Raw genomic sequence first — 23694 nt, 5'->3', positions numbered from 1 at the left:
CAGATTCTGTCTTAATTGACTTTGCTGCTTCACGAGCAAAAGCTTCGAGTGCTTTCTTATCCATATTGTCCATCCTTAGCATTTAAGGCTTAAGTTTAGACAGTTACACAGAATTCAGGACACCCTCGACTGGCATTTTTACGTTCATTACTACAGTGAGTGACTACTGTCCATTCAAATAAGCTAAGACTACTTCATGGTGATCTTTGGTTTTGAATTTATCGAAAACGTGCTCAATAGTGCCTTGTTCATTAATTAAGAAACTGATGCGATGTAGTCCATCGTAGACTTTTCCCATAAACTTCTTTTCTCCCCATACTCCAAATTGTTCAGCAACGGCATGGTCTTCATCTGATAGTAGTGTGAAATTCAAATTGTCACGCTCAATAAACTTCCCTAGTCGTTTAACTGGGTCAACACTCACACCTAATATCACTACATTGTGAGCATCTAATTCAAGTTTAACATCACGAAGCCCTTGCGCTTGAACGGTGCAGCCTGGTGTCATTGCTTTTGGATAAAAATAAAACAACACTTTTTTACCTGAAAAATCCGCAAGGGATACGGTATTTCCATCTTGATCTAGAAGTGAGAAGGCTGGTGCTGGTGTGCCTACTGTGAGCGTTTTCATTGTTCTTCCTTTTTATTTTATTGGCTATTTTTTATAAAGTTAAGAGAACCTTGTACATTAAGACTGGTGCATAAACTGTCAAACTCTTCTTGAAGGTGCATCAAGTTACATTCTGAATCGACACTAGCAGTAATCGCAATATGAAATTGGTCATGATCGAGATGCAATTTCGACTTACTGATTGTTTGTGCGCTCAGTGATGCCATACCAATCCCACGTTCTGCAAAGAATTGGGTGAATTTTTCCGTGAGACCGACTTTATCTTCTGATTCAACAAACACTTCGAGGGTATAGGCATTATTTTGATAGTCATGGGGAGATGTACGTTTCATGATGGTGATCAGATCATGTTGCTGGCCTAATAATGGCAGTGTTGTTTCTACACGCGTTATATTACTGGTGCTGCCAGACACCAACATAATGAGCGTAAATTCTTTGCCGAAAAGTGCAATTCTGCTATCAATGATATTACCACCTGACTGGGTGACTAATCGTACGATTTCATTACAGATTCCGGGGCGGTCTGTACCTACGGCTGTGATCACTAGGTGTTGATTCATAATATCGCTTCACTTTTATCATTTTGGGCATGGTATCACAGTTAAATTATAGAAAAATGGTGATTAATTGCCTTTTTAAACGTTCTTTTATTGAAAATGACCTACTGTTGACATCTGCTTATTGCGCTGCGCTATAAGGTTCGCTCTTTCAAGATGTTCTTTGCTAGACGTCTAATATCTGATAAATATTCACCCAAATGGACTGATTAAGCGTATTTAATCCCTTGTGTTTTTCAAGCGCCTTACAGTACCATGCAGAAAGTAACAATTTAGGGAGATGGACATGTTTTCAGGAAGTATCGTAGCGTTAATTACACCGTTTAATCATGATGGTGAGGTAGATTTTGTTAGTCTGAAAAAGCTTGTGGATTTCCACGTGGCGGCAGGAACAGATGCGATTGTTGCTGTAGGAACAACAGGTGAATCAGCCACGCTAACCGTTGAAGAGCATGTCAAGGTTGTTGCGAAAACTGTTGAGTTTTCTGAAGGTAGAATTCCTGTGATTGCGGGCACTGGTGCTAACGCAACGCATGAATCGATCACTTTTAGTCGTTTGCTGAATAACATTGGTATTGCAGGGTGCTTAAGCGTCACTCCTTATTACAATAAACCCACTCAAGAAGGTCTGTTTCAACACTATAAAGCGATTTCTCAAGAAACCGATATTCCACAAATTCTTTATAATGTACCGGGTCGAACGGCTGTTGATTTGCATCCAGAAACGGTTGCTCGCCTTGCGGAAATCAGTAACATCGTTGCACTAAAAGATGCAACAGGTGATTTAAGCCGAGTCGCATTACACCGAGAGCTCTGTGGTAATGACTTTGTTTTACTAAGTGGTGATGATGCTACTGGGTTAGAATTCGTGAAGCTTGGTGGTCAAGGTGTGATTTCTGTTACGAATAACATTGCAGCCGAAGATATGGCTAAAATGATGCATTTGGCGTTAGCTGGTAAATTTGACGAAGCGGAAATCATTAACCAACGATTGATGCCATTACACAAAGGTTTATTTGTTGAATCAAGCCCAATTCCAGTAAAGTGGGCAGCGCATAAATTAGGATTGATCATAAATGGTGATCTACGTCTACCTTTGACAGAACTGTCTGAACAAGCGCGACCAACTGTTGCCCAAGCCATGACGGAAGCTTGTATCTATTAAAACTATTCAATATTGTGCCGAGGTATTTGTCCTCGGCAGTCTAGGAGTTTGAATGAAATTTACCCATCAGCTAGTTATCAGTTCACTAGCTGTTTTTGTTTTAAGCGCATGTTCTGGTGGAGCGTCTCAGCGCCGCCAAGCTAAAGATGATTTCGAATATTTAGAAACCCCAGCGCTGAAAGAATGGCAACTACCTCAAGGTGCAACACCACAGTTTTATCCTAATTATGAGATCCCTAATGGTGATTTTTCAGGAGGGGTTGGATCTATTGTTGATATTCGTCCGCCTCAACAGGTACTAGAGTTGATCCCCGGAGCTCGCGTTGAACGCCAAAATGGTGAAGTCACTTTATGGTTGATTAGGCAAGATGAAGCGAAAAAGGTGTGGCAAACAGCACTTACCATGTTGGATGAACGAAATATTGGTATCGTTTCTCAAACTGATACTGTTTTAGAGACTGATTGGGTTAGTTGGACTTCTGAAGATGAAGTGGTTGAACTGGGTAGCCGCTATCTGATTTCACGTATCGAGGCGAATAACCGTTTTGGTTTTAAAATATCACTGATTGATTGGCGTGAAGATGGCAAAGAGCTCCCTGTCAGCATGACAAATAAAGAGCGCTATAATGCCTTTATGACCAATTTGGTGACTTCTCGCTATGACACCGACCTACGTGAAGAAGCGGCGCGTAAGGCTCAAGAATTAGTGAAACAAATCCCAATCACTATGGGGACAGACCGCAGTGGTTTCCCTGTGATTATTGCGCGTACATCCTACGATGTACTGTGGCAACGTTTGCCTGACTTATTGCCAAAGATGGGTTTTACATTAGAAGAGCGTAACCAGTCTCAAGGTACGATTAAAGCAAAATATGCAGCATCTGATGATGTCTTCTGGGAAGGGATCGGGGTTAAGCCGATCGAACTCAAAGATGGCACCTATACTTTCTTATTTGGCGATTTAGGCAACCGAACTTCGATCAATATAACTAACTCAGTCGGTAAACCGGTAGAGGAAGCGTTACTCAAAGATATGGTGCCGATGCTGTCTGCTATTGTTGAGCGGTAGTCATATCAGGTAAAAATAAAGGGACGAAAGTCCCTTTATTTCTATTCTGAATCGGTTTTTTTGTCTTTATCCATCTCATTTAATTTATCTAAATCACTTTTTTTATCCATCTGGCCAAACTTCATTTTGGCGGTGTATTTTAGTGCTGCAATATTGCCGACAAAAACCGCTAAGATAACAATGCTTATAACCCAAGGGTTGGTGATAAATTCCATATTAGAACTCTGGTTGGCTGATATTAGTGATGTATTGATTGTAGACCTGAGTTAAGTGTGCTTGCACTGCCTGTTTACCCAAAAGAGGGGCTTGATCGAGTTGTTTGGCTAATTGTTCGCAAGTCAGTTGTTCAAGACAGACTTGAGCCGTAGTTCTATGGCTAATATGCCAAGGCTCACACGCTACGCCACCTTTATCTTTTTGGTAAGGAAAAAAGAAACCAAATTCAGCGAGGTGTACTGCCAGCCATTGATAAAAATGAGCTTGATGACCTGTCAAATATTCCCTCGGTTCTAATTTTAGGGTCATACCTGTAGGTAAGGCACTGCGATCAAAGACATCAAAGTCAGTTCCCCAATGATGGCGACTGCCGCCTGGTAATGCCGACCAGCGTAAAATTGCAAATACCTTTTGCTCTTCAGTTAGTGAGTCCAGATTTAGCGGGGTGCTGTCGTCACCTAATACTTCAGCTTGACCTGACATTTTACGATTCCATATGTCGAGCTGACGTTCAAAATCGCGAAAGCCACTGGTAATGTTAAAATTAAAACCCGCGTCATCGGCCGCTTGCTTGAGGGCAAGCAAATCTTGGATCACCAGAGGGTGGACCAAGAACGCTTTTTTCCCAACCATAACACTTTCAAGATGAGTGTCGGTTTGTCCCGTTAGCTGTTTGGGGGTCATCGGTTAGGCCAATATATTTTCAAGTGTCTTTTGGTACATGTCGGTGAGTTTTTCAAGATCGGCAACACTGACGCACTCGTTTACTTTATGAATGGTCGCATTTACAGGTCCAAGCTCGACCACTTGCGCACCCATTTGAGCGATAAAGCGTCCATCAGATGTACCGCCAGTCGTTAGTAGCTCTGGTGTTTTGTGGTTAACTTCATCAACCGCTTTAACCACGGCATCAAGTAGAGTCCCAGCATCGGTTAAAAACGGTTGGCCGCTAAGAGTCCACTCCAACTCGTAATCTAAACCGTGCGCGTCTAAGGTAGAATGTACGCGTCGTTTAATTTCTTGATCGGTTAATTCAGTGCTAAAGCGAAAGTTAAATTGCACATCAAACTCTCCTGGGATCACATTTGATGCCCCAGTTCCGGAATGTAAATTCGGTATTTGAAAGCTGGTGGGTGGGAAATAGGCGTTACCTTCATCCCATTTCGTTGCCGCGAGTTCCGCTAATGCTGGTAACGATTGGTGGATAGGGTTATTTGCTAAATGGGGATAAGCAACATGACCTTGCATGCCTTTAATGCGCAAGTCTCCTGTAATCGATCCACGGCGACCATTTTTGACCACATCACCCACGCTTAATGTACTTGAAGGCTCACCTACGATACACATGTCAATTTTTTCATTACGTGTCATTAATGTATCGACGACTCGTGTGGTGCCATTGATAAATGGGCCTTCTTCATCGGATGTGATCAAAAAAGCAATTGAGCCTTGATGGTCTGGGTATTGAGCAATAAAGCGTTCGACAGCCACAACCATGCAGGCCAAAGAACCTTTCATATCTGCAGCGCCACGACCATGTAGATGGCCATCAATGACAGTAGGTTCAAATGGTGGCGTTCGCCATTGAGTTAGAGGGCCAGCAGGAACCACATCAGTGTGACCCGCGAAGGCAAACAGTGGTGATTGAGTCCCACGGCGTGCCCAGAAATTTGTCGTATCTTCAAACACCATCATCTCTACGGTAAAACCGAGAGCTTGGAGGCGTTCAATCATTACCTCTTGGCAACCGGCATCTTCGGGAGTCACTGACTTACGGCTAATGAGGTCTTTTGCGAGAGCCAGTACAGGGCTATCTGTCATCCTTGAAATCCTTGTATTAAGAAAAAATAGAAGCGTATTGTTCAGCTTTAAAGCCAATATAATATTGATTATCTACCATTAAAATGGGTCGTTTAATCATGGCAGGGTTTTCAACTAATAAATCAACCGCCGTTTCTGCATTAAGAGCTTCCTTTTGCAAGGCCGATAGTTGACGGAACGTCGTACCACGTTTGTTCACAACCACTTCCCAGCCCAGTGCTTGGCAAAATTGGTTGACTAATTCAGGGGTGATCCCTTGCATGCGATAATCGTGGAACTGATAATCAATAGTGGCGTTATCTAACCATTTTTTTGCTTTTTTTATGGTGTCGCAGTTTGGGATGCCATACATGATAATGGTCATAAAAATCCTTGTTGAGCGCGTTTATTTTTGTGTTTGCCAAATCCTATCAGGAAGCGCGTTACCTTACAAAATAGAGATAGTTTTATTTCATAGCTAAAAAAAATAGTGCTTCCATCGGTGACTATTGGACAGTTATTGATCGAACGCAACATTCTTTATACAAAAAAAGAAATAATGAAGTTGCACAGTTATAGGAGGTGTCAATGGAATTGAGTCCTGTTTTTGCAAGGCGACTGTACTTAGCTTTGTTAGTAGAAAGCCTTGAAAGACCAAATGTACCCAAACTCATCGAGAAAACGGGCTGGCCTCGACGTACTATTCAAGATGTACTGAAAGCGCTGCCGGGGATAGGGATTGAACTGATGTTCGTTCAAGATGGGAGACGTCACAATGACGGTTACTATCAACTGTCCGATTGGGGGCCGTTTGATAGTCAATGGGTGTTAGATCGTCATAGTGATATTGCGATTAGCCTTGGATTTAGTGCATAAGCCAGCGTTTGCTGGCTTTTTCTTTTGTTTACTCTCAGGTTTAGTAGCAGCGGTAGACGCTACCGAACAGAGTTACAGATGTTTGAAAATGATGAAGAACCGCGACAAAGATGGTATCTCCTCCTAATTGATAGGCACGATTTTTTAAGTCAGAGATAGCACCAGCGATAAGGATATCGTTAGGATATAGCCATGAGCTGTACCACGATCCTTCAGTGCCAGTTGCCTCTCCAAGCCATTCACATTGAGTGGCATTAAACCCAGAATCCATTCTAATATGCACCTGTTGTGCGTTATCTAATAATTGATGGTTAGGCGTTGTGCAACCAACAATAAATGCCGCGAGCAAGGTAATTAGTAATATTCTCATCATGCATCCTAGCGAATTATATAGATAATAAAACCGAGCCAGCTAATGATCAGCAACCCCCAAGGCAACCATTTTAATGGGTCATTGACGGTTTCTGGCATGTCGCGATCTGCTACGGTAGGCGCTGGCCCAATCGATAATGATGGTTTTCGCTGTTGTGCTTTCTTTTTGGCTTTGTCGATTTGGCGATGCTTTTCCTTGTGTTGTTTTTTATATAAAGCGATACCTTTCTCAATGCCTTGAGCGATTAACTTGGTTTGTTCTTTGGTTTGTCCTGGTTTTTGAGTGGCCAAAGCAACTTTCATCGCTTCTTGTTGAGTTTGTTCTGACGGTACAATTTTTTTATTATGCATAGTAGAAATAGGCAAAATGGACAGACAATTAGCGTAACATTCTCACGAGCATACTTCACGTTGACGACGTGATAAAGATGCATTTGTGACGGGTGGGGTTCAGCCATGGAGAGTTGTATACCCTTCCGACTTGAAGTTGCAGCTGTGTTGGTTACGTTTGCTCACCCCAATCACATAGTTTATCTATGTTCATAGGGATGAACTCACTTGCCGCCTACCTGCAACTTCAAGTGGTTTGGATATAGAGTAGAGCTGGAATAAGAAGAAAATCAATAAACTCGCTATTTCAAATCCATACGTTAAAGTTTGGTGATTTTGATAGAAAGCAATTTTTTAAATCCTATTTTTGTAGAGTATAATAGTGATGCGTTACGCGTTAGACCAGTATGACCAACATGGCTTTTTGAGAGCGCCTAAACTTATTTGGCTTGGTTGGTTATTTTTAGCCAAAGCATGGGTTGTGTTTGTGGTCGCTGGGGCCAGTAGAGAAAGTGGCTCAAAAATTTTAGATATTGTCTACCCGGATCATTCGATGCTTTATCTAGGCTTAGCAATGGGTTTACCAAGTATCATCATGATGTGGTTGGTGGGGTTGCGTAGCCCAGAGCGAGCATGGGTTAATCAGATTGTTCGTCGTGGCAAACTTATAACGTTGGTTATGATCGTACTGCAGTTTACTCAAACATTTTATCATATCTATTTAGAGCAGGGGCTCTTCAATTGGGCAAATGCTAGCACGTTGTTAATATTACTGTGGTTTGGTTTGTACCTTATTAATAGTAAAAGTGTGCGAGACTGTTTTTCGATTCCACCATTAGACAAGCAGTGATCAACATCAATATTAAACTCAACAACTGCATTACACTGAGCAAAAAATAAGCGAGGATTTCTTATGTCACAACCTCAAACAGCGATCTTGCCTGAAGCAGGTCCGTTTGCGCTGTATAGCCTTTTAAAAATTAACCAAAATCATGCTCAAGTTCTTTCTCAACTTAAAGCGCTACCGAGTTTGGTTGATGAGATTAATCAGAACCAACCTGAATCGGCATTAACCATTTCAATTGCATTTACTAAAGCCTTTTGGCAAAACGTAAATCAAACCATGCCAGAAGAGTTGGACGATTTCGCAGTACTTGGTGAAGGCGATACCGTGGCGCCTAGTACAGATGTTGATGTACTGATTCATTGCCACTCTCAGCGTCACGATCTGCTGTTTTATCTGTTACGTAAATTCATGACACCAATCGCTGATAACGCTACGGTTGTTGATGAAACTTACGGCTTTCGTTATTTAGATTCCCGTGATATGACTGATTTCATTGATGGAACAGAAAATCCGAAAGATGAGAGACGCAAAGAAGTGGCCATTATTGAGCAAGGCGAATTGGTGGGTGGTAGTTATGTCATGCTGCAACGTTTTGTTCATCGTTTGCCTGCATGGAATCGTTTGAATGTTGCAGCACAAGAGAAAGTGATTGGGCGAACTAAAGCCGACTCAGTTGAACTTGACAATGTCCCTGCGGCTTCGCATGTTGGTCGAGTCGATCTTAAAGAAGAAGGCAAAGGATTAAAAATTGTTCGTCATAGCTTGCCATACGGTAGTGTCAGTGGTGAGCACGGTTTATTGTTCATTGCTTATTGCAATACGCTGCATAATTTCAAGGCGATGTTAGACAGTATGTATGGAGTAGCGGATGGTAAAACCGATCAGCTGCTGCGTTTTACCCAGGCAGTGACAGGCGCTTACTTCTTCGCACCTTCAGCCGATATGTTGCAGAGTCTTGAGCTGAAATAAACACATATGTTCTTTATTGAGCCTGTCTATTTATTTAGAAAACAGAGCCACAGGCTCTGTTTTTCCTTTCCTCTCATTTCGATTAAAGAAAACCATCACTTGTCCGATAAAGAAGTAATTCTATTTCTATTGCGGACTGACTATGGCCATTACGGTTAATACCAATGTTTCAGCACTTGTTGCACAGCGTCACTTGAGCTCAGCAAGCAACCTGTTGAATCAATCTCTGGAGCGTCTCGCTTCAGGGAGGCGTATTAATGGAGCAAAAGATGACGCTGCAGGCCTACAGATATCGAACCGCCTTGAATCTCAGATGCGTGGATTAGACGTTGCTGTACGTAATGCTAATGATGGTATTTCGATCATGCAAACCGCTGAAGGCGCAATGCAAGAAACCACTAATTTGTTACAACGCATGCGTGATCTCTCTTTGCAATCGGCCAATGGCGCAAATAGTAAAGCAGACAGGCAAGCTTTACAGGAGGAAATGGGCGCTTTGAATGATGAATTGAACCGAATAGCTGAAACTACCTCTTTTGGTGGGCGAAAGTTGCTTAATGGTTCATTTGGTCAATCGGCATTTCAAATTGGTGCAAGCTCAGGTGAAGCCGTTCAAGTCTCTTTGAAAAATCTGCGTTCCGATGGAATTGAGATGGGGGGCTTTAGTTATATTGCCACTGCTAAGGCTGATAGTGATTGGAAGGTAACCCAAGGCAATAACCAACTGGTGGTGAGTTATACCGATGCACAAGGTAAGCAAGAAAGTATTCAAATTAAGGCCAATGTGGGTGACGACATTGAAGAGCTTGCCACATATATCAACGGTCAAACTGATAGCGTATCGGCATCGGTTAATGGAGAAGGGCAGTTGCAAGTTTTCATGGCTGGAAAAGAAACAGCAGGAACCATTGAATTCAAGGGAAGCCTAGCCAACCAGTTGCAACTGAACTTAGCCGGGTATGAAACGGTTAATAATCTTAATATTACTGATGTGGGCGGTGCTCAGAGAGCAGTATCCGTGATAGACACTGCACTGCAGTATGTCGATAGTCATCGCGCGGAATTAGGAGCGTTACAAAATCGTTTTGGCCACGCCATTAATAACCTTGATAACGTGCATGAAAATCTGGCTTCATCTAATAGTCGCATTAAAGATGCCGACTATGCGAAAGAAACAACGCAAATGATAAAGCAGCAAATTCTTCAGCAAGTCAGTACATCTATTCTCGCTCAGGCTAAAAAACAGCCGAACCTAGCGCTCACCTTGCTCAGCTAAAGGTAAAAAAGAAAGCTTTATCGACATTCCATCTTAAAGCTTTAGCAAAAAAATGTACTTTTCCGCATTTTTTTGTCTTTTCGTCACATTTAGTTCTTCAACAGTGTTTTTTTTCAAAAAAACAAAAAAATTACTCAAGGTTTGGAAAATAGCGCCGTTATTAATAGTAACTTTGAGATAACTACTTGGTTTTCCGAATTATCGGAAACCGGAACTATCGGAAAATCAATTGGAGTAATTACCATGGCAGTAAATGTAAATACCAACGTATCAGCAATGACAGCACAGCGTTACCTAAACAGCGCTAGCAACGCACAACAAACATCAATGGAACGTCTATCTTCTGGCTTTAAAATCAACAGCGCGAAAGATGATGCTGCGGGCCTACAAATTTCGAACCGCTTGAATGTACAAAGTCGCGGTCTTGATGTAGCAGTACGCAATGCGAATGACGGTATTTCTATTGCACAAACTGCTGAAGGTGCAATGAATGAAACTACCAACATTCTGCAACGTATGCGTGACTTGTCACTACAATCAGCAAACGGCTCAAACTCGAAATCTGAACGTGTTGCGATTCAGGAAGAAGTAACAGCGCTAAACGATGAATTAAACCGTATCGCAGAAACTACTTCTTTTGGTGGTAACAAGCTACTAAACGGTACATTTGCAACCAAATCGTTCCAAATTGGTGCCGATAACGGTGAAGCTGTAATGTTGACGCTAAACAATATGCGCAGTGATGACAAAGCTATGGGTGGTGCAAGCTTTATTGCTGCGAATGGTAAAGATAAAGACTGGTCCGTAGACGCGACGTCAGGCAACGATATCAGTATTGCTTTAACTGACTCTGCAGGTGTTGCGCAAACTATTAATATCGTAGCAAAAGAAGGTGATGACATTGAGCAGTTGGCGACTTACATCAATGGTCAAACCGATATGGTTAAAGCCTCTGTTGATGAAGACGGTAAACTGCAAGTTTTCGCTGATGGCAATGACATTGACACTTCAACGGTTGCATTTAGTGGTGCTCTAGCTACTGATATCGGTTTAGCTGGAGCGACCGCAACAGCGGTAACGGTGAACAGCATTGATGTAACAACCGTTGGTGGCTCACAAGAGTCAGTTGCGATTCTAGATGCAGCGCTAAAAAATGTGGATAGCCACCGCGCAGAGTTAGGTGCTTTCCAAAACCGTTTCAACCACGCAATCAATAACTTGGATAACATTAATGAGAATGTTAATGCCTCTAAGAGCCGAATCAAAGATACTGACTTTGCGAAAGAAACAACAGCACTAACTAAGTCGCAAATTCTATCACAAGCATCAAGCTCGGTACTGGCACAAGCAAAACAAGCGCCACAAGCAGCCCTAAGCTTACTAGGCTAATAAACAGAGATTTACTCTCTTGGTATAGAATGTTGACCTAATAAAAATCCAGCTTTGGCTGGATTTTTTGCGCTAGTCGCACATGTAAATTTATGCCAGTTAGAATTACCCTAGTTTTACGATATTTAGGATGCGGATCACACTTCAATATCGAATGGAATTAATTTAAAAAAAATGCTGATTTTTTTCTAAAGGATATAAATTTCTCGCCGTTAAAGGATACGAGAGAAATGAGGTGTACCGAAGTGAGGTGAGAGACACTGAGGTACATCAACACAATGCCTAAGGAGATCAACATGGCAATTAATGTAAGCACCAATGTGTCTGCAATGACCGCACAGCGCTATCTTAATAGTGCTGCTGACGGAACTCAGAAATCGATGGAGCGTCTATCATCCGGCTATAAAATCAATAGTGCACGTGATGATGCGGCGGGTCTGCAAATTTCTAATCGTTTAACCGCACAAAGCCGTGGCCTTGATATGGCGGTAAAAAACGCTAATGATGGTATTTCTATTGCACAGACAGCGGAAGGTGCAATGAACGAAACAACCAACATCTTGCAACGTATGCGCGATCTATCGCTACAATCATCAAACGGTTCTAACTCTCGCTCTGAGCGCCAAGCAATTCAGGAAGAGGTATCTGCGTTAAATGATGAGCTAAATCGTATTGCAGAAACGACCTCGTTTGGTGGTAATAAACTGCTTAACGGCTCATTTGGTGATAAATCCTTCCAAATCGGTGCGGATTCTGGTGAAGCGGTGATGCTTTCTATGGGCAACATGCGCTCTGACACCGCAGAGATGGGCGGGAAAAGCTATGTTGCTGTAACAGGCCAAGCACCAGACTGGCAAGTGAGTACAGCAACCAACTTGACTCTGGACTATACTGACCAGCAAGGTGTGGCGCGTAACGTCAGCATTGATGCCAAAGTCGGTGATGATTTAGAAGAAGTAGCGACTTACATTAACGGCCAAAATGGTGATATCAAAGCTTCTGTTGGTGAAGAAGGCAAACTACAATTGTTCGCTTCAACGCAAAAAGTAACTGGTGATGTGACGATTGGTGGTGACCTTGGTACCGAGATCGGCTTTGGTGCAGGCCAAGACGTGACAGTGAAAGATATTGATGTCACCACGGTTGGCGGTTCGCAACAAGCAGTAGCATTGATTGATGGGGCATTGAAGGCGGTTGATAGCCAACGTGCTTCTTTAGGTGCGTTCCAAAACCGTTTCGGTCATGCGATCAGCAACCTTGATAACATCAATGAAAATGTTAACGCCTCTCGTAGCCGTATCAGAGATACAGACTACGCGCGCGAAACAACCCAAATGACGAAGTCGCAAATTCTACAACAAGCGAGTACTTCGGTTTTGGCACAGGCGAAGCAGTCACCATCTGCAGCTCTTAGTCTGTTGGGTTAACCCAATGATTAAATGGAGTTTAGTAGGAAAGTAGTGCTTGCACTGCTAACCTATGAGGTGGAAGGGAGATTGTTATGGAAATACCATCCTACACATCGAACATCCAGCCTTACGGCTCACAAAGTGGCATTAAATTTGCTTCAGAAAACGATGGTGCAACACGCACTTCTTTGCAAAGAAATGAGGTCAATCGTTCTGAGCAGCTAAGGGAAAGGCAAAACCAATCGGTTGAGGCTGTCATCGAGCTTGCAAAACAGCGAGAGCAGACCAACAAAGCGGAAAGAGCCAAAATGATTGAGCAGATGAATGATTTTATCTCTTCTATCAATAAGGACTTAGCGTTTAGGGTCGATGAAGAATCAGGTCGGGATGTGGTAACGATTTACGAAGCCAGTACTGGTGATATCATTCGCCAGATCCCGAACGAAGAAATGTTAGAGGTGTTGCGAAGCCTTGCTAGACAAAGAGACCACAATTCTGGTCTGTTGGTTACCAAGGTGTAATCGTATTTTTTGAGGTGAATTAATGAGTCTAGGCCCGATGGGTATGAATACTGGCATGGATATCAATTCCTTGGTCAGCAAAATTGTTAATGCGGAGCGCGTACCTAAGCAGCAACGTATCGACAATGAGCTTGGCCAAATTGATGCCAGTATTAGTGCCTATGGCCGACTCAAAGAGTCGCTGGATACGATGAAAAATCTAATGACGAATTTTCGTCAGGAGAAAGCTTTTGCTCTGCGAAAAGTGGATACGACTGATGAAAATATCGTCTCAGCGACAGCAACAACGGATGCCATTGCCGGGAAATATGCTATCGATGTGTTGCAGCTTGCCCAGAGTCATAAAGTAGCGTCGGATGTATTAGACAAAGACGCAAAATTTGGCCCTGGTAAGCTGCAGATTTCGCTTGGTAACAAGAGGTTTGATATTGATGTCCAAGCCAATTCTAAGCTGATTGATATTGTACGCGGCATCAATGGTAGTAAAACCAACCCGGGTGTTAGAGCGGCGATTATTAACGATGTCGAAGGCCCACGCCTGATTGTCGCTTCCAACCTCTCTGGTAAAGATAATGCCATTAAAATTAATGCTCAGTCAGAAATTGGCAACCCTCTTAAAAACCTAGAATATAAAACGCTTGAAGAGCGGGTCAAAGATCTCGAAAAAGCCCGTTCAGCCGCACAACAAATAATTTCCCCATTAACACCAGCCCAGCAAAAAATTGCGGCCAGAGTTGCGGAAAAAATTGGTGAAGCCGCGCGTGAAGTTGACCAAAGTATGGTCAATGAGGTGCAGCAGGCGGCGGGTATTGCCGATGATAGTGTAGGCGAGCTGTCCGATAGCGCGGTAAAAACAGCCGCTGCGGTGGGTGTGGCAGCTAATAAATATCTCAAACCTTCCGAACGCATCCCTGGCTGGACAGAAACTGCGTCTGGTACTTTGCTTGACTCTTATTACGAACCGGAACCAGAGCTCGACGCGAAAGCGTTAGAGAAGTCTGCAGATATTCCTGGTTGGAGTAATACTGCCTCTGGCACTTTAGTTGACTCTTACGTTACTCCTAAAGAAGCACAAGCAAAACTTGAGCAACAACTTGCCGCTGAAAAGTCGGCCATTGCAAAGGCGATTCAAAGTGGAGAGATTTCCCCCGAACAAGCTAAACAAATGGAGCGCGCCAAGCTTGAGCCAGAAGAGCGTGCTTATTTAGAAAAAGTCGACCAAGCAGAAGCAGACCTAAAAGCGGCGCAAGATTCTTTTGATGCTTATCAAGGCATGATTCAGGTACAAGCTAGCCAAGACTCGATGGTGGTTTTAGATGGTGTAGCTACGCTTTCGAGCAACAACAATGTCATCGAAGATGCGATTGAAGGAGTCGATCTCACCCTGAAAGGCAAAAGCCCTCAAGGAAAAGCACCCGCTGAAATTGGTGTGGAATATGATCGCCAGAGTGTTCGTAATGATATAGAGCAATTTGTTGCCGCGTATAATCAGTTTCATCAAGTATCGCAGGAGCTTGCTGGTGTAGACCCAAGAACAGGGCAAGCGGGTCCATTAGCAGGTGACAGTATTGTTCGGAGTGCTGATTCGCGGCTTCGAACTGTTTTTTCAACGAAAATAGAACAAGCCCCTGAAGAGATAAAAAGTCTAACCGAGTTTGGGATTACGACCACCCGCCAAGGTACCCTCGAAATTAACTACAGCATGTTAGATCGTCAACTCAATAATAACTTCAACAAGTTAGGTGATTTCTTTGGTGGCAATCAAGGTTTCGCTAAACGTGTTGAGGATGCTATACAAAGCATGACGGGAGTGACTGGCTCAATACGAACTCGTGAAAAAAGTTTGGTGGAACGTAATTACCGTATCGCGGATGACCAAGCGGCACTTGATCGCCGCATGGACAGTTTAGAGAAGCGAACGCATTCCAAGTTTAGTGCGATGCAAGATGCAACAAGTAAAATGCAGAATCAACTGGCTGGTATGATGAATGCGTTAGGTGGTTGATATGGAGCAGTTACTACTCACACTAAGTGATCTAGATCACCAAATTAAAGCAATACTTGCAATTGAAGAAATAAATACTGAAGAAATTAATCATCTCGTCGATAAAAGGGAACGAATATTGCAGAACCTACTGATGTACGCGTCAGAAAATCCACAGTTTGCAAATTCGGCGCAATGGCATAATGCTATTGATGAGACCAAACACCTTGTTGAACTGATGCAGTCAAAAACGGTAGAAATCGGTAAAACGCTTCAAAAATACCGACACGGTAATAAATCCGTTCAGCAATACAAAAAGTTTTTATAAGAGGAAGACTATGCGTGGTTCTTTACAGGCTTACAAAAAGGTATCAGTGGATAGCCAGCTCAGTGCGGCCTCCCCGCATAAAGTCGTACAGATGTTAATGGCGGGGGCGATTGAGCGTCTTATTCAAGCTAAGGCCGCTATGCTGCAAGGTAACATTCCCGTGAAAGGTGAGCGTCTAGGTAAAGCGTTGGACATTATCATTAGCTTACGCAGCTGTTTATCGATGAGCGATGGTGGTGATATTGCCTCAAATCTCGATCAACTTTATGAATTTATGATCACGCAGATCACAGAAGCGAACCACCTCAATGATCCACAGCCTTTAGATGATGTGATAGATATTATTCGTGAAATCAAATCAGCATGGGATCAGATTCCTGCTGAGTACCACAATCTCACCGCTTCGGAAGTAGGGTTATAAAACTTTAAAGAGTTATTTTTAAAAGTTTTAACTGATGTCACAGCAACTCATTGCTTGGTTGCCTTATTTTTTTTATTCCATAGAATAGAAGCCATTACTAGCTTAATGGCTTTTTTTGTTGCTGAATACCACATATTGTCTATTGTTCGATCAAGTGTTTATGGAAAAACAAAGCTTGGTAACCATTTTCATGAGTGCGGCGACAATTTCTCTGATTTAAGGCAAATATTTTCACCTATGCAAGGTTTAGCAAAACTGCTTGTGATAGAAGACGATACCCAGATCCGTCTTAATCTAAGTAACATTTTAGAATTTGTTGGAGAGCACTGCGAGGCGATCGAGTCTTCACAAATCAATGATAATGATTGTTCAGGATTATGGGCAGGCTGCATTATTGGATCGCTGAAAGGTGGAACGTTAACTAATGAGATGCTTCAATGGTTAACTAAAGCTAATCATATTCCACTATTAATGGCTGCCAAACAGCCCTATTCATTAGAAGAATTTCCTCAGTATGTTGGTGAGCTAGAGTTTCCTCTTAACTACCCACAGCTCAGTGAAGCATTACGCCATTGCAAAGAATTTTTAGGACGTAAAGGCATCCAACTGCTATCGACTTCTCGTAAGAACACTTTATTCCGCAGCCTTGTAGGGCAAAGCCATGGCATTCAAGAAGTGCGCCATTTGATTGAGCAAGTTTCTGGTACTGAAGCAAACGTATTGATTCTTGGTGAGTCTGGCACGGGTAAAGAAGTGGTTGCGCGTAATATTCATTATCATTCAACGCGTCGTAATGGTCCATTTGTACCGATTAACTGTGGTGCTATTCCTGCGGACTTATTAGAAAGCGAACTGTTTGGCCATGAAAAAGGTGCTTTCACTGGTGCGATTACAGCTCGTAAAGGGCGTTTTGAACTTGCAGAAGGCGGAACGCTATTCTTAGATGAAATTGGCGATATGCCAATGTCGATGCAGGTGAAATTACTTCGAGTATTACAAGAACGCTGCTTTGAGCGAGTGGGCGGTAACGCTACTATCAAAGTCAACGTTCGCGTTGTCGCTGCAACACATCGTAATCTTGACAGTATGATTGATGATCAGTCTTTCCGTGAAGATCTCTACTATCGATTGAATGTCTTTCCTATTGAAATGCCAGCACTTAAAGAGCGTAAAGACGATATACCTCTGCTACTACAAGAATTAATGACACGTATGGAAGCTGAAGGTGGGCAACCTATTTGCTTTACACCTCGAGCTATCAATTCACTGATGGAACATGATTGGCCAGGTAATGTGCGTGAGTTGGCAAACTTAGTCGAGCGTATGATCATCCTTTACCCAAATAGTCTGGTAGACGTTAATCATTTGCCGACCAAATATCGTTACAGTGATATTCCAGAGTTTCAACCTGAGCATAGCTCGTATGGATCAATAGAAGAGCAAGAGCGTGATGTGCTGGCTGGTATCTTTTCTGAAGACTTCAATTTTAGTGATGCACAAGATTTACATGAAAATCTTAATGCTCCTCAATCGTTGCCACCGGAAGGTGTAAATTTGAAAGAGTTGCTGGCTGATCTTGAGGTCAATATGATCAACCAAGCCCTTGAAGCTCAAGCTGGTGTCGTTGCTCGTGCAGCCGATATGCTAGGTATGCGCCGTACCACTTTAGTTGAGAAAATGCGCAAGTATAATATGCAACGTTAATAGAGCTAAAGGTAAAACCAAACGTTAGTCAATATATTGGCGATTGGTTAATGCATTGATTTTTAATGAAAATAGCCTGGCATGTATTTTGCGTGTTAGGCTATTGTTGTTTTATAGGCAGAATATCGACATGCAGGCACCTGAAATTCCAGTTAATCAATCTCACTTGGATTCTTTAGAAGACCAAGTTGAACGTTATAAGCAGGTTCTTGATGTGATGCCTGCTGGTGTGATTTTGTTGGATACGCAAGGTGTGGTGCGGGAAGCTAACCCAGAAGCGCAACGCATATTACAAGTTCCACTGTCTGGCGAAAAATGGTATTCGATCATCCAAAGTGCGTTTGCACCAAAGGAAGACGATGGCCATGAAATATCGTTACGTAATGGCCGTAAAGTTAGGTTAGCGATTTCCGCCTCTACAACGGGACAACTGATATTAATTACTGATCTGACCGAAACGCGTTTATTGCAATCACGAATCAGCGATTTACAGCGTTTATCTTCTCTTGGGCGAATGGTGGCATCATTAGCCCATCAGGTGCGAACGCCATTATCTAGTGCCATGCTTTATGCCTCAAATTTAGGTGCGCCTAATCTACCAACCGCTACAAGAGAGCGTTTTCAGTCTAAGTTAGTAGACAGGCTTCATGACTTAGAAAAACAAGTTAATGATATGCTGTTGTTTGCAAAAGGTGGCGATAACAAGGTTATCAAGCCTTTTAGTATTGATGAATTAGTTAGCGAATTTGCACCGATGATTGAAACTGCATTGAAAAATAATGCGATTGATTATCACCAAGAAGTCGAACAAGACGAAACCGTGGTACTTGGTAATGCCAACGCCATTGCATCAGCACTTAGTAACTTGGTGATGAATGCTATCCAAATCTCGGGTAAGGCATCGCAAATTGATGTGTTCTTTCGTCCCGTTAATGGTGAACTACGAATTTCAGTTCAAGATAATGGCCCCGGTGTGCCAGTTGAGCTGCAAAGTAAAATTATGGAACCGTTTTTTACCACACGTTCACAAGGAACGGGCTTAGGGCTGGCGGTTGTGCAAATGGTCTGTCGGGCTCATGATGGCCGATTAGAATTAATTTCTGAAGAAGGGGATGGTGCCTGCTTTACCATGTGCATCCCATTAAAGAGAGAAGCCTCTTCTTTACAAACAGAGACTGGAGAATGATGATGGCTCAAAGCAAAGTCTTAATCGTTGAAGATGATGAAGGTCTACGCGAAGCATTAGTAGATACGCTTGCGCTGGCAGGTTATGAATGGCTAGAAGCCGATTGTGCTGAAGATGCGTTGATTAAACTGAAATCCAACCCCGTTGATATCGTTGTCTCTGATGTACAAATGGCCGGCATGGGAGGGTTAGCACTATTGCGAAATATCAAGCAGCATTGGCCTAACTTACCTGTACTGCTAATGACCGCCTACGCCAATATCGAAGATGCCGTTTCGGCGATGAAGGAAGGCGCCATCGACTATATGGCCAAGCCTTTTGCCCCGGAAGTGTTACTCAATATGGTCAGTCGCTATGCTCCAGTTAAATCGGATGATAATGGTGATGCGGTCGTTGCTGATGAAAAAAGCCTTCGTTTACTTGCTCTGGCAGACAAAGTGGCTAAAACCGATGCCAATGTGATGATCCTTGGCCCTAGTGGTTCGGGAAAAGAGGTTATGTCTCGCTATATCCACAATGCTTCATCACGAAAAGATGGTCCATTTGTTGCCATCAACTGCGCTGCGATTCCTGACAATATGTTAGAAGCTACCTTATTCGGTTATGAAAAAGGTGCATTTACTGGGGCGGTTCAAGCGTGTCCAGGTAAGTTTGAGCAAGCACAAGGCGGAACCATTTTACTTGATGAGATCAGTGAAATGGATTTAAACCTGCAAGCTAAATTACTGCGTGTACTGCAAGAGCGCGAAGTCGAACGTCTTGGTGGCCGTAAAAGCATTAAATTAGACGTAAGGGTCTTAGCCACCAGTAACCGTGATCTAAAACAGTATGTACAAGAAGGGAATTTTCGTGATGACTTATACTATCGTTTGAACGTTTTCCCGATTTCTTGGCCGGCGTTGCGTGATAGAAAAGGTGATATAGAGCCTTTAGCCAATCATTTGGTTGAGCGTCATTGTACAAAGTTAGGTTTACCAGTGCCTAATATTGCTCCTGAAGCTATTGCTAAACTATTGAGTTACACTTGGCCTGGTAATGTCCGAGAATTGGATAATGTAGTCCAGCGAGCACTCATCCTTAGTGAGCAAAGTCATATTTCTGGCGAGCATATACTGCTTGAAGGCGTTGATTGGCAAGATGCGAGTAGCTTGCAGCAAATGGTGGAAAACACCGAGCTAGCAACACCGGATATTATGCCGATTGCCCAAGCTGAACCAAACAAATTATCCACCAACAATGGCGCTGCATTGGGTGATGAACTTCGAGACCAAGAATATACCATCATCATGGAAACCTTGGTTGAGTGCCAAGGACGTCGCAAAGAGATGGCGGAAAAATTAGGCGTTAGTCCACGTACATTGCGTTATAAATTAGCCAAAATGCGCGATGCAGGGATTGAAATTCCCAATTAGGTTAAACATTGGTGATGGCATATAAATTGCTCTATCCCTTTTATTCGGACATTGGTCAAAGATTTGGCGTTAGAGGTAGCAATGAGACTTGATGGTTTACACAGTGAAATGCAAACGATGATGTTGGAAGCAACCAATGCTCGTCCGGCAGCGACAGGTCAAAGTGTCAGTTCTGATTTTGGCGATATGCTGTCTAATGCGATTAACAATGTGAACGGTTTGCAAAAGGCATCAGGTAATTTGCAAACGCGCTTTGATCGTGGGGATGAAGATGTCTCATTATCGGATGTCATGATTGCACGCAACAAATCCAGCGTGGCCTTTGAAGCAACAATACAAGTGAGAAACAAACTTGTTGAAGCTTACAAAGAACTCATGAACATGCCTGTATAAATTAGGTAGTAGACAGTGGCAGATGATAAGCAAACAACCGACCTAGCCGTGAGTGGTGGTTCTGAACATGTATTAATGGCTGGTTCAGATTTAGGCCTAGATACACAGAACCCAGATTTAGAAGAGAAGAGCTCTTCTAAATCGGATTTTGCAATGGGTGATTTAGACTTACTGCGTCAAGTAGTGCTTGTCTTGTCGATCTCCATCTGCGTTGCTCTCATTGTGATGCTGTTTTTCTGGGTTAAAGAGCCAGAAATGCGCCCACTCGGTGCGTATGAAACAGAAGAACTTATCCCTGTTCTAGACTACCTTGATCAGCAGAAACTCGACTACAAGCTCGATGGCAATACCATTTTAGTACCTTCCAGTGAATACAACAGTTTAAAACTGAATATGGTTCGCGCTGGCTTAAATCAAAACAAACAAGCGGGCGATGAAATTCTCATGCAAGACATGGGGTTTGGTGTTTCGCAACGTCTTGAGCAAGAGCGACTCAAACTCAGTCGTGAGCGACAACTTGCTAAAGCCATTGAAGAGATGAAACAAGTCAATAAAGCCCGAGTGTTATTGGCTTTACCAAAACAAAGTGTATTTGTTCGTCACAACCAAGAAGCCTCTGCCTCAGTATTTCTTACCTTACGTACTGGCGCAAACCTCAAACAAGAAGAAGTCGACTCTATTGTCGATATGGTGGCCAGTGCCGTACCGGCAATGAAACCAAATCGCATTACCGTGACCGATCAACACGGTCGCTTACTCAGTTCTGGTTCTCAAGACCCAATTTCATCAGCACGTCGTAAAGAACAAGAGCTTGAACGCAAACAAGAGCAAGCGTTACGAGACAAAATTGATTCCGTACTTATTCCTATTCTTGGTCTTGGTAATTATACCGCGCAAGTGGATATCCAATTAGACTTTAGCGCCGTTGAGCAAACCCGTAAGCGTTTTGACCCCAATACGCCCGCAACGCGCAGTGAATACACTTTAGAAGATTACAACAATGGTAACGTGGTTGCCGGTGTTCCAGGAGCCTTGAGTAACCAACCCCCTGCCGATGCTTCTATCCCACAAGATGTCGCACAAATGAAAGATGGCTCTTTGCTTGGGCAAGGTTCGGTCCATAAAGAGGCCACGCGCAATTTTGAATTGGACACCACCATTAGCCATGAACGAAAACAGTCCGGTGTGGTTGACCGCCAAACGGTAGCGGTTGCGATTAAGAACCGTTCTTCTGTCAATCCAGAAACCGGTGAAGTGACTTATACGCCACTTAGTGAGGGCGAAATTAATGCAATTCGTCAGGTGTTGGTTGGTACGGTAGGATTTAATGAAAATCGTGGTGATTTACTTAATGTCCTGAGCATGCAGTTTGCTGAACCTGAAATTGAAACCATTGCCGATGTACCTATTTGGGAGCATCCGAACTTTAATGACTGGATTCGTTGGTTCGCCAGTGCGTTGGTTATTGTGGTAGTGATTCTTGTTTTAGTTCGACCTGCGTTGAAAAAACTGCTTAATCCTGCTGCGGATGATGATGACCCAATGTATGGGCCTGATGGCTTACCAATTGGTGCCAACGGCGAGACAAGCCTTATTGGTAGCGATATTGATGGCGGCGATCTATTCGAGTTTGGTTCAGGGATTGATTTACCAAACTTACATAAAGATGAAGACGTGCTGAAAGCGGTGCGTGCTCTTGTAGCGAATGAACCGGAACTTGCGGCTCAAGTAGTGAAGAATTGGATGCAAAATGCCTAACGAAATCATAGCTAAAGACCAAAGTGGTGGAGAAGTGACAGAATCGACCGTTGATATTTCAGCGATTTCCGGTGATGAAAAAGCGGCTATTTTGCTGTTGAGTTTAAACGAAGAAGATGCGGCGGGAATCATTCGCCATCTTGAGCCAAAACAGGTTCAACGTGTGGGTAGTGCCATGGCTAAAGCTAAGGAGCTTAGCCAAGAGAAGGTCGGTGCGGTTCATCGTGCTTTCCTTGAAGACATCCAAAAATACACCAACATCGGTATGGGTAGCGAAGACTTTATGCGTAATGCGCTTGTCGCTGCGCTAGGTGCTGATAAAGCCAATAACCTTGTTGACCAAATTCTATTAGGAACTGGATCGAAAGGCTTAGACTCTTTGAAATGGATGGACCCACGCCAAGTGGCGAGCATTATTGTCAACGAGCACCCGCAAATTCAGACCATTGTATTATCTTACTTAGAGCCTGATCAATCCGCAGAGATCTTGGCACAGTTTGCAGAGCGAGACCGTTTGGATCTCTTGATGCGTATCGCCAACCTTGAAGAGGTTCAACCATCGGCACTGGCTGAATTGAACGAGATTATGGAGAAACAGTTTGCAGGTCAAGCTGGTGCCCAAGCGGCGAAAATTGGTGGCTTGAAAGCTGCTGCTGACATCATGAACTACCTTGATAACAATATTGAAGGTATTCTCATGGATCAAATGCGTGAGCAAGACGAAGATATGGCTACTCAAATTGAAGACCTCATGTTTGTGTTTGAGAACTTGGTTGAAGTGGATGACCAAGGTATTCAGAAATTGCTGCGTGATGTCCCACAAGATATCCTACAGAAAGCACTTAAAGGTGCTGACGATGCACTACGTGAAAAAGTCTTCAAAAACATGTCGAAGCGTGCTGCTGATATGATGAAAGATGACATTGAAGCCATGCCGCCAATCAAAGTTTCTGATGTTGAAACCGCACAGAAAGAAATTCTGGCCATTGCTCGTCGTATGGCTGACAACGGTGAAATTATGTTGTCTGGTGGTGCTGACGAATTCTTATAATCCATCCTTTACTGAATAATAGGTAGCATG

Annotated in this window: 26 protein-coding genes; 18 read left to right on the top strand and 8 right to left on the bottom strand. The window is 43.1% G+C overall.

The features are described 5' to 3' along the window. Positions 1 to 163: 163 nt before the first annotated feature. Together bcp and AACW06_RS15000 are read right to left on the bottom strand one after the other, a co-directional pair. Positions 164 to 631 (bottom strand): thioredoxin-dependent thiol peroxidase, encoded by a 468-nt coding sequence (gene bcp, locus AACW06_RS15005; RefSeq protein ID WP_192075680.1) that lies wholly within the window; start codon positions 629 to 631, stop codon positions 164 to 166. Positions 632 to 648: 17 nt separating this feature from the next. Then, on the bottom strand, positions 649 to 1191 hold the full coding sequence (locus tag AACW06_RS15000; RefSeq protein ID WP_192075679.1) for a glycine cleavage system protein R: 543 nt from the start codon (positions 1189 to 1191) through the stop codon (positions 649 to 651). A 283-nt stretch (positions 1192 to 1474) separates the two neighbouring features. Between AACW06_RS15000 and dapA the strand changes: the two genes are divergently transcribed. Beyond that, on the top strand, positions 1475 to 2353 hold the full coding sequence (dapA, locus tag AACW06_RS14995; protein ID WP_192075678.1) for a 4-hydroxy-tetrahydrodipicolinate synthase: 879 nt from the start codon (positions 1475 to 1477) through the stop codon (positions 2351 to 2353). 52 nt (positions 2354 to 2405) lie between these two features. Continuing rightward, complete coding sequence (bamC, locus tag AACW06_RS14990; protein WP_192075677.1) at positions 2406 to 3422, top strand: outer membrane protein assembly factor BamC; 1017 nt, start codon at positions 2406 to 2408, stop codon at positions 3420 to 3422. A gap of 41 nt (positions 3423 to 3463) precedes the next feature. On the opposite strand, the gene AACW06_RS14985 is transcribed toward bamC, so the two are convergent. From AACW06_RS14985 to AACW06_RS14970, 4 genes are read right to left on the bottom strand one after another with little or no spacing between them, the layout of a single operon-like run. Next, the gene (locus AACW06_RS14985) at positions 3464 to 3637 is read right to left on the bottom strand and encodes a DUF2897 family protein (protein ID WP_192075676.1); all 174 of its coding nucleotides are present in this window, start codon (positions 3635 to 3637) and stop codon (positions 3464 to 3466) included. Position 3638: 1 nt separating this feature from the next. After that, positions 3639 to 4322 carry a M15 family metallopeptidase gene (locus tag AACW06_RS14980; RefSeq protein ID WP_192075675.1) on the bottom strand — a complete coding sequence of 228 codons (684 nt, stop codon included), beginning with the start codon at positions 4320 to 4322 and terminating at the stop codon, positions 3639 to 3641. A 3-nt stretch (positions 4323 to 4325) separates the two neighbouring features. Further along, positions 4326 to 5459: a succinyl-diaminopimelate desuccinylase gene (gene dapE / locus AACW06_RS14975; protein WP_192075674.1), complete on the bottom strand. Its 1134-nt coding sequence runs from the start codon at positions 5457 to 5459 to the stop codon at positions 4326 to 4328. A gap of 16 nt (positions 5460 to 5475) precedes the next feature. Beyond that, entirely contained in the window at positions 5476 to 5823 is a 348-nt protein-coding gene (locus AACW06_RS14970) for an ArsC family reductase (RefSeq protein ID WP_192075673.1), read from the bottom strand. Between the two features lie 203 nt (positions 5824 to 6026). Here AACW06_RS14970 and AACW06_RS14965 point away from each other — a divergent pair, with 203 nt between their 5' ends. Beyond that, the gene (locus AACW06_RS14965; protein WP_053311875.1) at positions 6027 to 6314 is read left to right on the top strand and encodes a winged helix-turn-helix domain-containing protein; all 288 of its coding nucleotides are present in this window, start codon (positions 6027 to 6029) and stop codon (positions 6312 to 6314) included. Between the two features lie 40 nt (positions 6315 to 6354). On the opposite strand, the gene AACW06_RS14960 is transcribed toward AACW06_RS14965, so the two are convergent. Further along, positions 6355 to 6687: a DUF4156 domain-containing protein gene (locus AACW06_RS14960; protein WP_238336723.1), complete on the bottom strand. Its 333-nt coding sequence runs from the start codon at positions 6685 to 6687 to the stop codon at positions 6355 to 6357. Between the two features lie 5 nt (positions 6688 to 6692). Beyond that, a complete protein-coding gene (locus AACW06_RS14955; RefSeq protein ID WP_192075672.1) occupies positions 6693 to 7037 on the bottom strand; it encodes a DUF2956 domain-containing protein in 345 nt (114 codons plus the stop codon). Positions 7038 to 7401: 364 nt separating this feature from the next. On the opposite strand from AACW06_RS14955, the gene AACW06_RS14950 reads away from it, so the two are divergent. The 15 genes from AACW06_RS14950 (at position 7402) to fliG (ending at position 23664) form a co-directional block, all read left to right on the top strand. Next, entirely contained in the window at positions 7402 to 7866 is a 465-nt protein-coding gene (locus AACW06_RS14950; protein ID WP_192075671.1) for a DUF2919 domain-containing protein, read from the top strand. A gap of 63 nt (positions 7867 to 7929) precedes the next feature. Continuing rightward, on the top strand, positions 7930 to 8832 hold the full coding sequence (locus AACW06_RS14945; protein WP_192075670.1) for a Dyp-type peroxidase: 903 nt from the start codon (positions 7930 to 7932) through the stop codon (positions 8830 to 8832). A gap of 142 nt (positions 8833 to 8974) precedes the next feature. After that, a complete protein-coding gene (locus AACW06_RS14940) occupies positions 8975 to 10108 on the top strand; it encodes a flagellin (protein ID WP_192075669.1) in 1134 nt (377 codons plus the stop codon). A 243-nt stretch (positions 10109 to 10351) separates the two neighbouring features. Next, the gene (locus AACW06_RS14935) at positions 10352 to 11497 is read left to right on the top strand and encodes a flagellin (RefSeq protein ID WP_192075668.1); all 1146 of its coding nucleotides are present in this window, start codon (positions 10352 to 10354) and stop codon (positions 11495 to 11497) included. Positions 11498 to 11793: 296 nt separating this feature from the next. Beyond that, positions 11794 to 12924, top strand: coding sequence for a flagellin (locus tag AACW06_RS14930; protein ID WP_053311868.1), 1131 nt, complete (start codon positions 11794 to 11796; stop codon positions 12922 to 12924). Between the two features lie 74 nt (positions 12925 to 12998). Then, positions 12999 to 13427 (top strand): flagellar protein FlaG, encoded by a 429-nt coding sequence (flaG, locus tag AACW06_RS14925; protein ID WP_192075667.1) that lies wholly within the window; start codon positions 12999 to 13001, stop codon positions 13425 to 13427. Positions 13428 to 13449: 22 nt separating this feature from the next. Next, the gene (gene fliD / locus AACW06_RS14920; RefSeq protein WP_192075666.1) at positions 13450 to 15432 is read left to right on the top strand and encodes a flagellar filament capping protein FliD; all 1983 of its coding nucleotides are present in this window, start codon (positions 13450 to 13452) and stop codon (positions 15430 to 15432) included. A gap of 1 nt (position 15433) precedes the next feature. Continuing rightward, positions 15434 to 15739: a flagellar protein FliT gene (locus AACW06_RS14915; RefSeq protein WP_053311865.1), complete on the top strand. Its 306-nt coding sequence runs from the start codon at positions 15434 to 15436 to the stop codon at positions 15737 to 15739. A gap of 10 nt (positions 15740 to 15749) precedes the next feature. Further along, entirely contained in the window at positions 15750 to 16160 is a 411-nt protein-coding gene (gene fliS, locus AACW06_RS14910; RefSeq protein WP_053311864.1) for a flagellar export chaperone FliS, read from the top strand. 237 nt (positions 16161 to 16397) lie between these two features. Continuing rightward, positions 16398 to 17864 (top strand): sigma-54 dependent transcriptional regulator, encoded by a 1467-nt coding sequence (locus tag AACW06_RS14905; RefSeq protein ID WP_192075665.1) that lies wholly within the window; start codon positions 16398 to 16400, stop codon positions 17862 to 17864. 130 nt (positions 17865 to 17994) lie between these two features. Further along, on the top strand, positions 17995 to 19050 hold the full coding sequence (locus AACW06_RS14900; protein ID WP_192075664.1) for a sensor histidine kinase: 1056 nt from the start codon (positions 17995 to 17997) through the stop codon (positions 19048 to 19050). Positions 19051 to 19052: 2 nt separating this feature from the next. Further along, positions 19053 to 20462 carry a sigma-54-dependent transcriptional regulator gene (locus AACW06_RS14895; RefSeq protein WP_053311861.1) on the top strand — a complete coding sequence of 470 codons (1410 nt, stop codon included), beginning with the start codon at positions 19053 to 19055 and terminating at the stop codon, positions 20460 to 20462. A gap of 81 nt (positions 20463 to 20543) precedes the next feature. Next, complete coding sequence (gene fliE / locus AACW06_RS14890) at positions 20544 to 20855, top strand: flagellar hook-basal body complex protein FliE (protein ID WP_053311860.1); 312 nt, start codon at positions 20544 to 20546, stop codon at positions 20853 to 20855. A gap of 15 nt (positions 20856 to 20870) precedes the next feature. Beyond that, positions 20871 to 22613 carry a flagellar basal-body MS-ring/collar protein FliF gene (fliF, locus tag AACW06_RS14885; RefSeq protein ID WP_192075663.1) on the top strand — a complete coding sequence of 581 codons (1743 nt, stop codon included), beginning with the start codon at positions 20871 to 20873 and terminating at the stop codon, positions 22611 to 22613. After that, positions 22606 to 23664 carry a flagellar motor switch protein FliG gene (fliG, locus tag AACW06_RS14880; protein WP_053311858.1) on the top strand — a complete coding sequence of 353 codons (1059 nt, stop codon included), beginning with the start codon at positions 22606 to 22608 and terminating at the stop codon, positions 23662 to 23664. Before fliF ends, fliG begins: the two co-directional genes overlap by 8 nt. Positions 23665 to 23694: the final 30 nt, after the last annotated feature.

Origin of the sequence: Vibrio sp. S12_S33, from assembly GCF_963889785.1 — a bacterium.
GTDB classification, from domain to species: domain Bacteria; phylum Pseudomonadota; class Gammaproteobacteria; order Enterobacterales; family Vibrionaceae; genus Vibrio; species Vibrio aestuarianus.
This window is presented reverse-complemented; position numbering and strand designations above follow the sequence as displayed.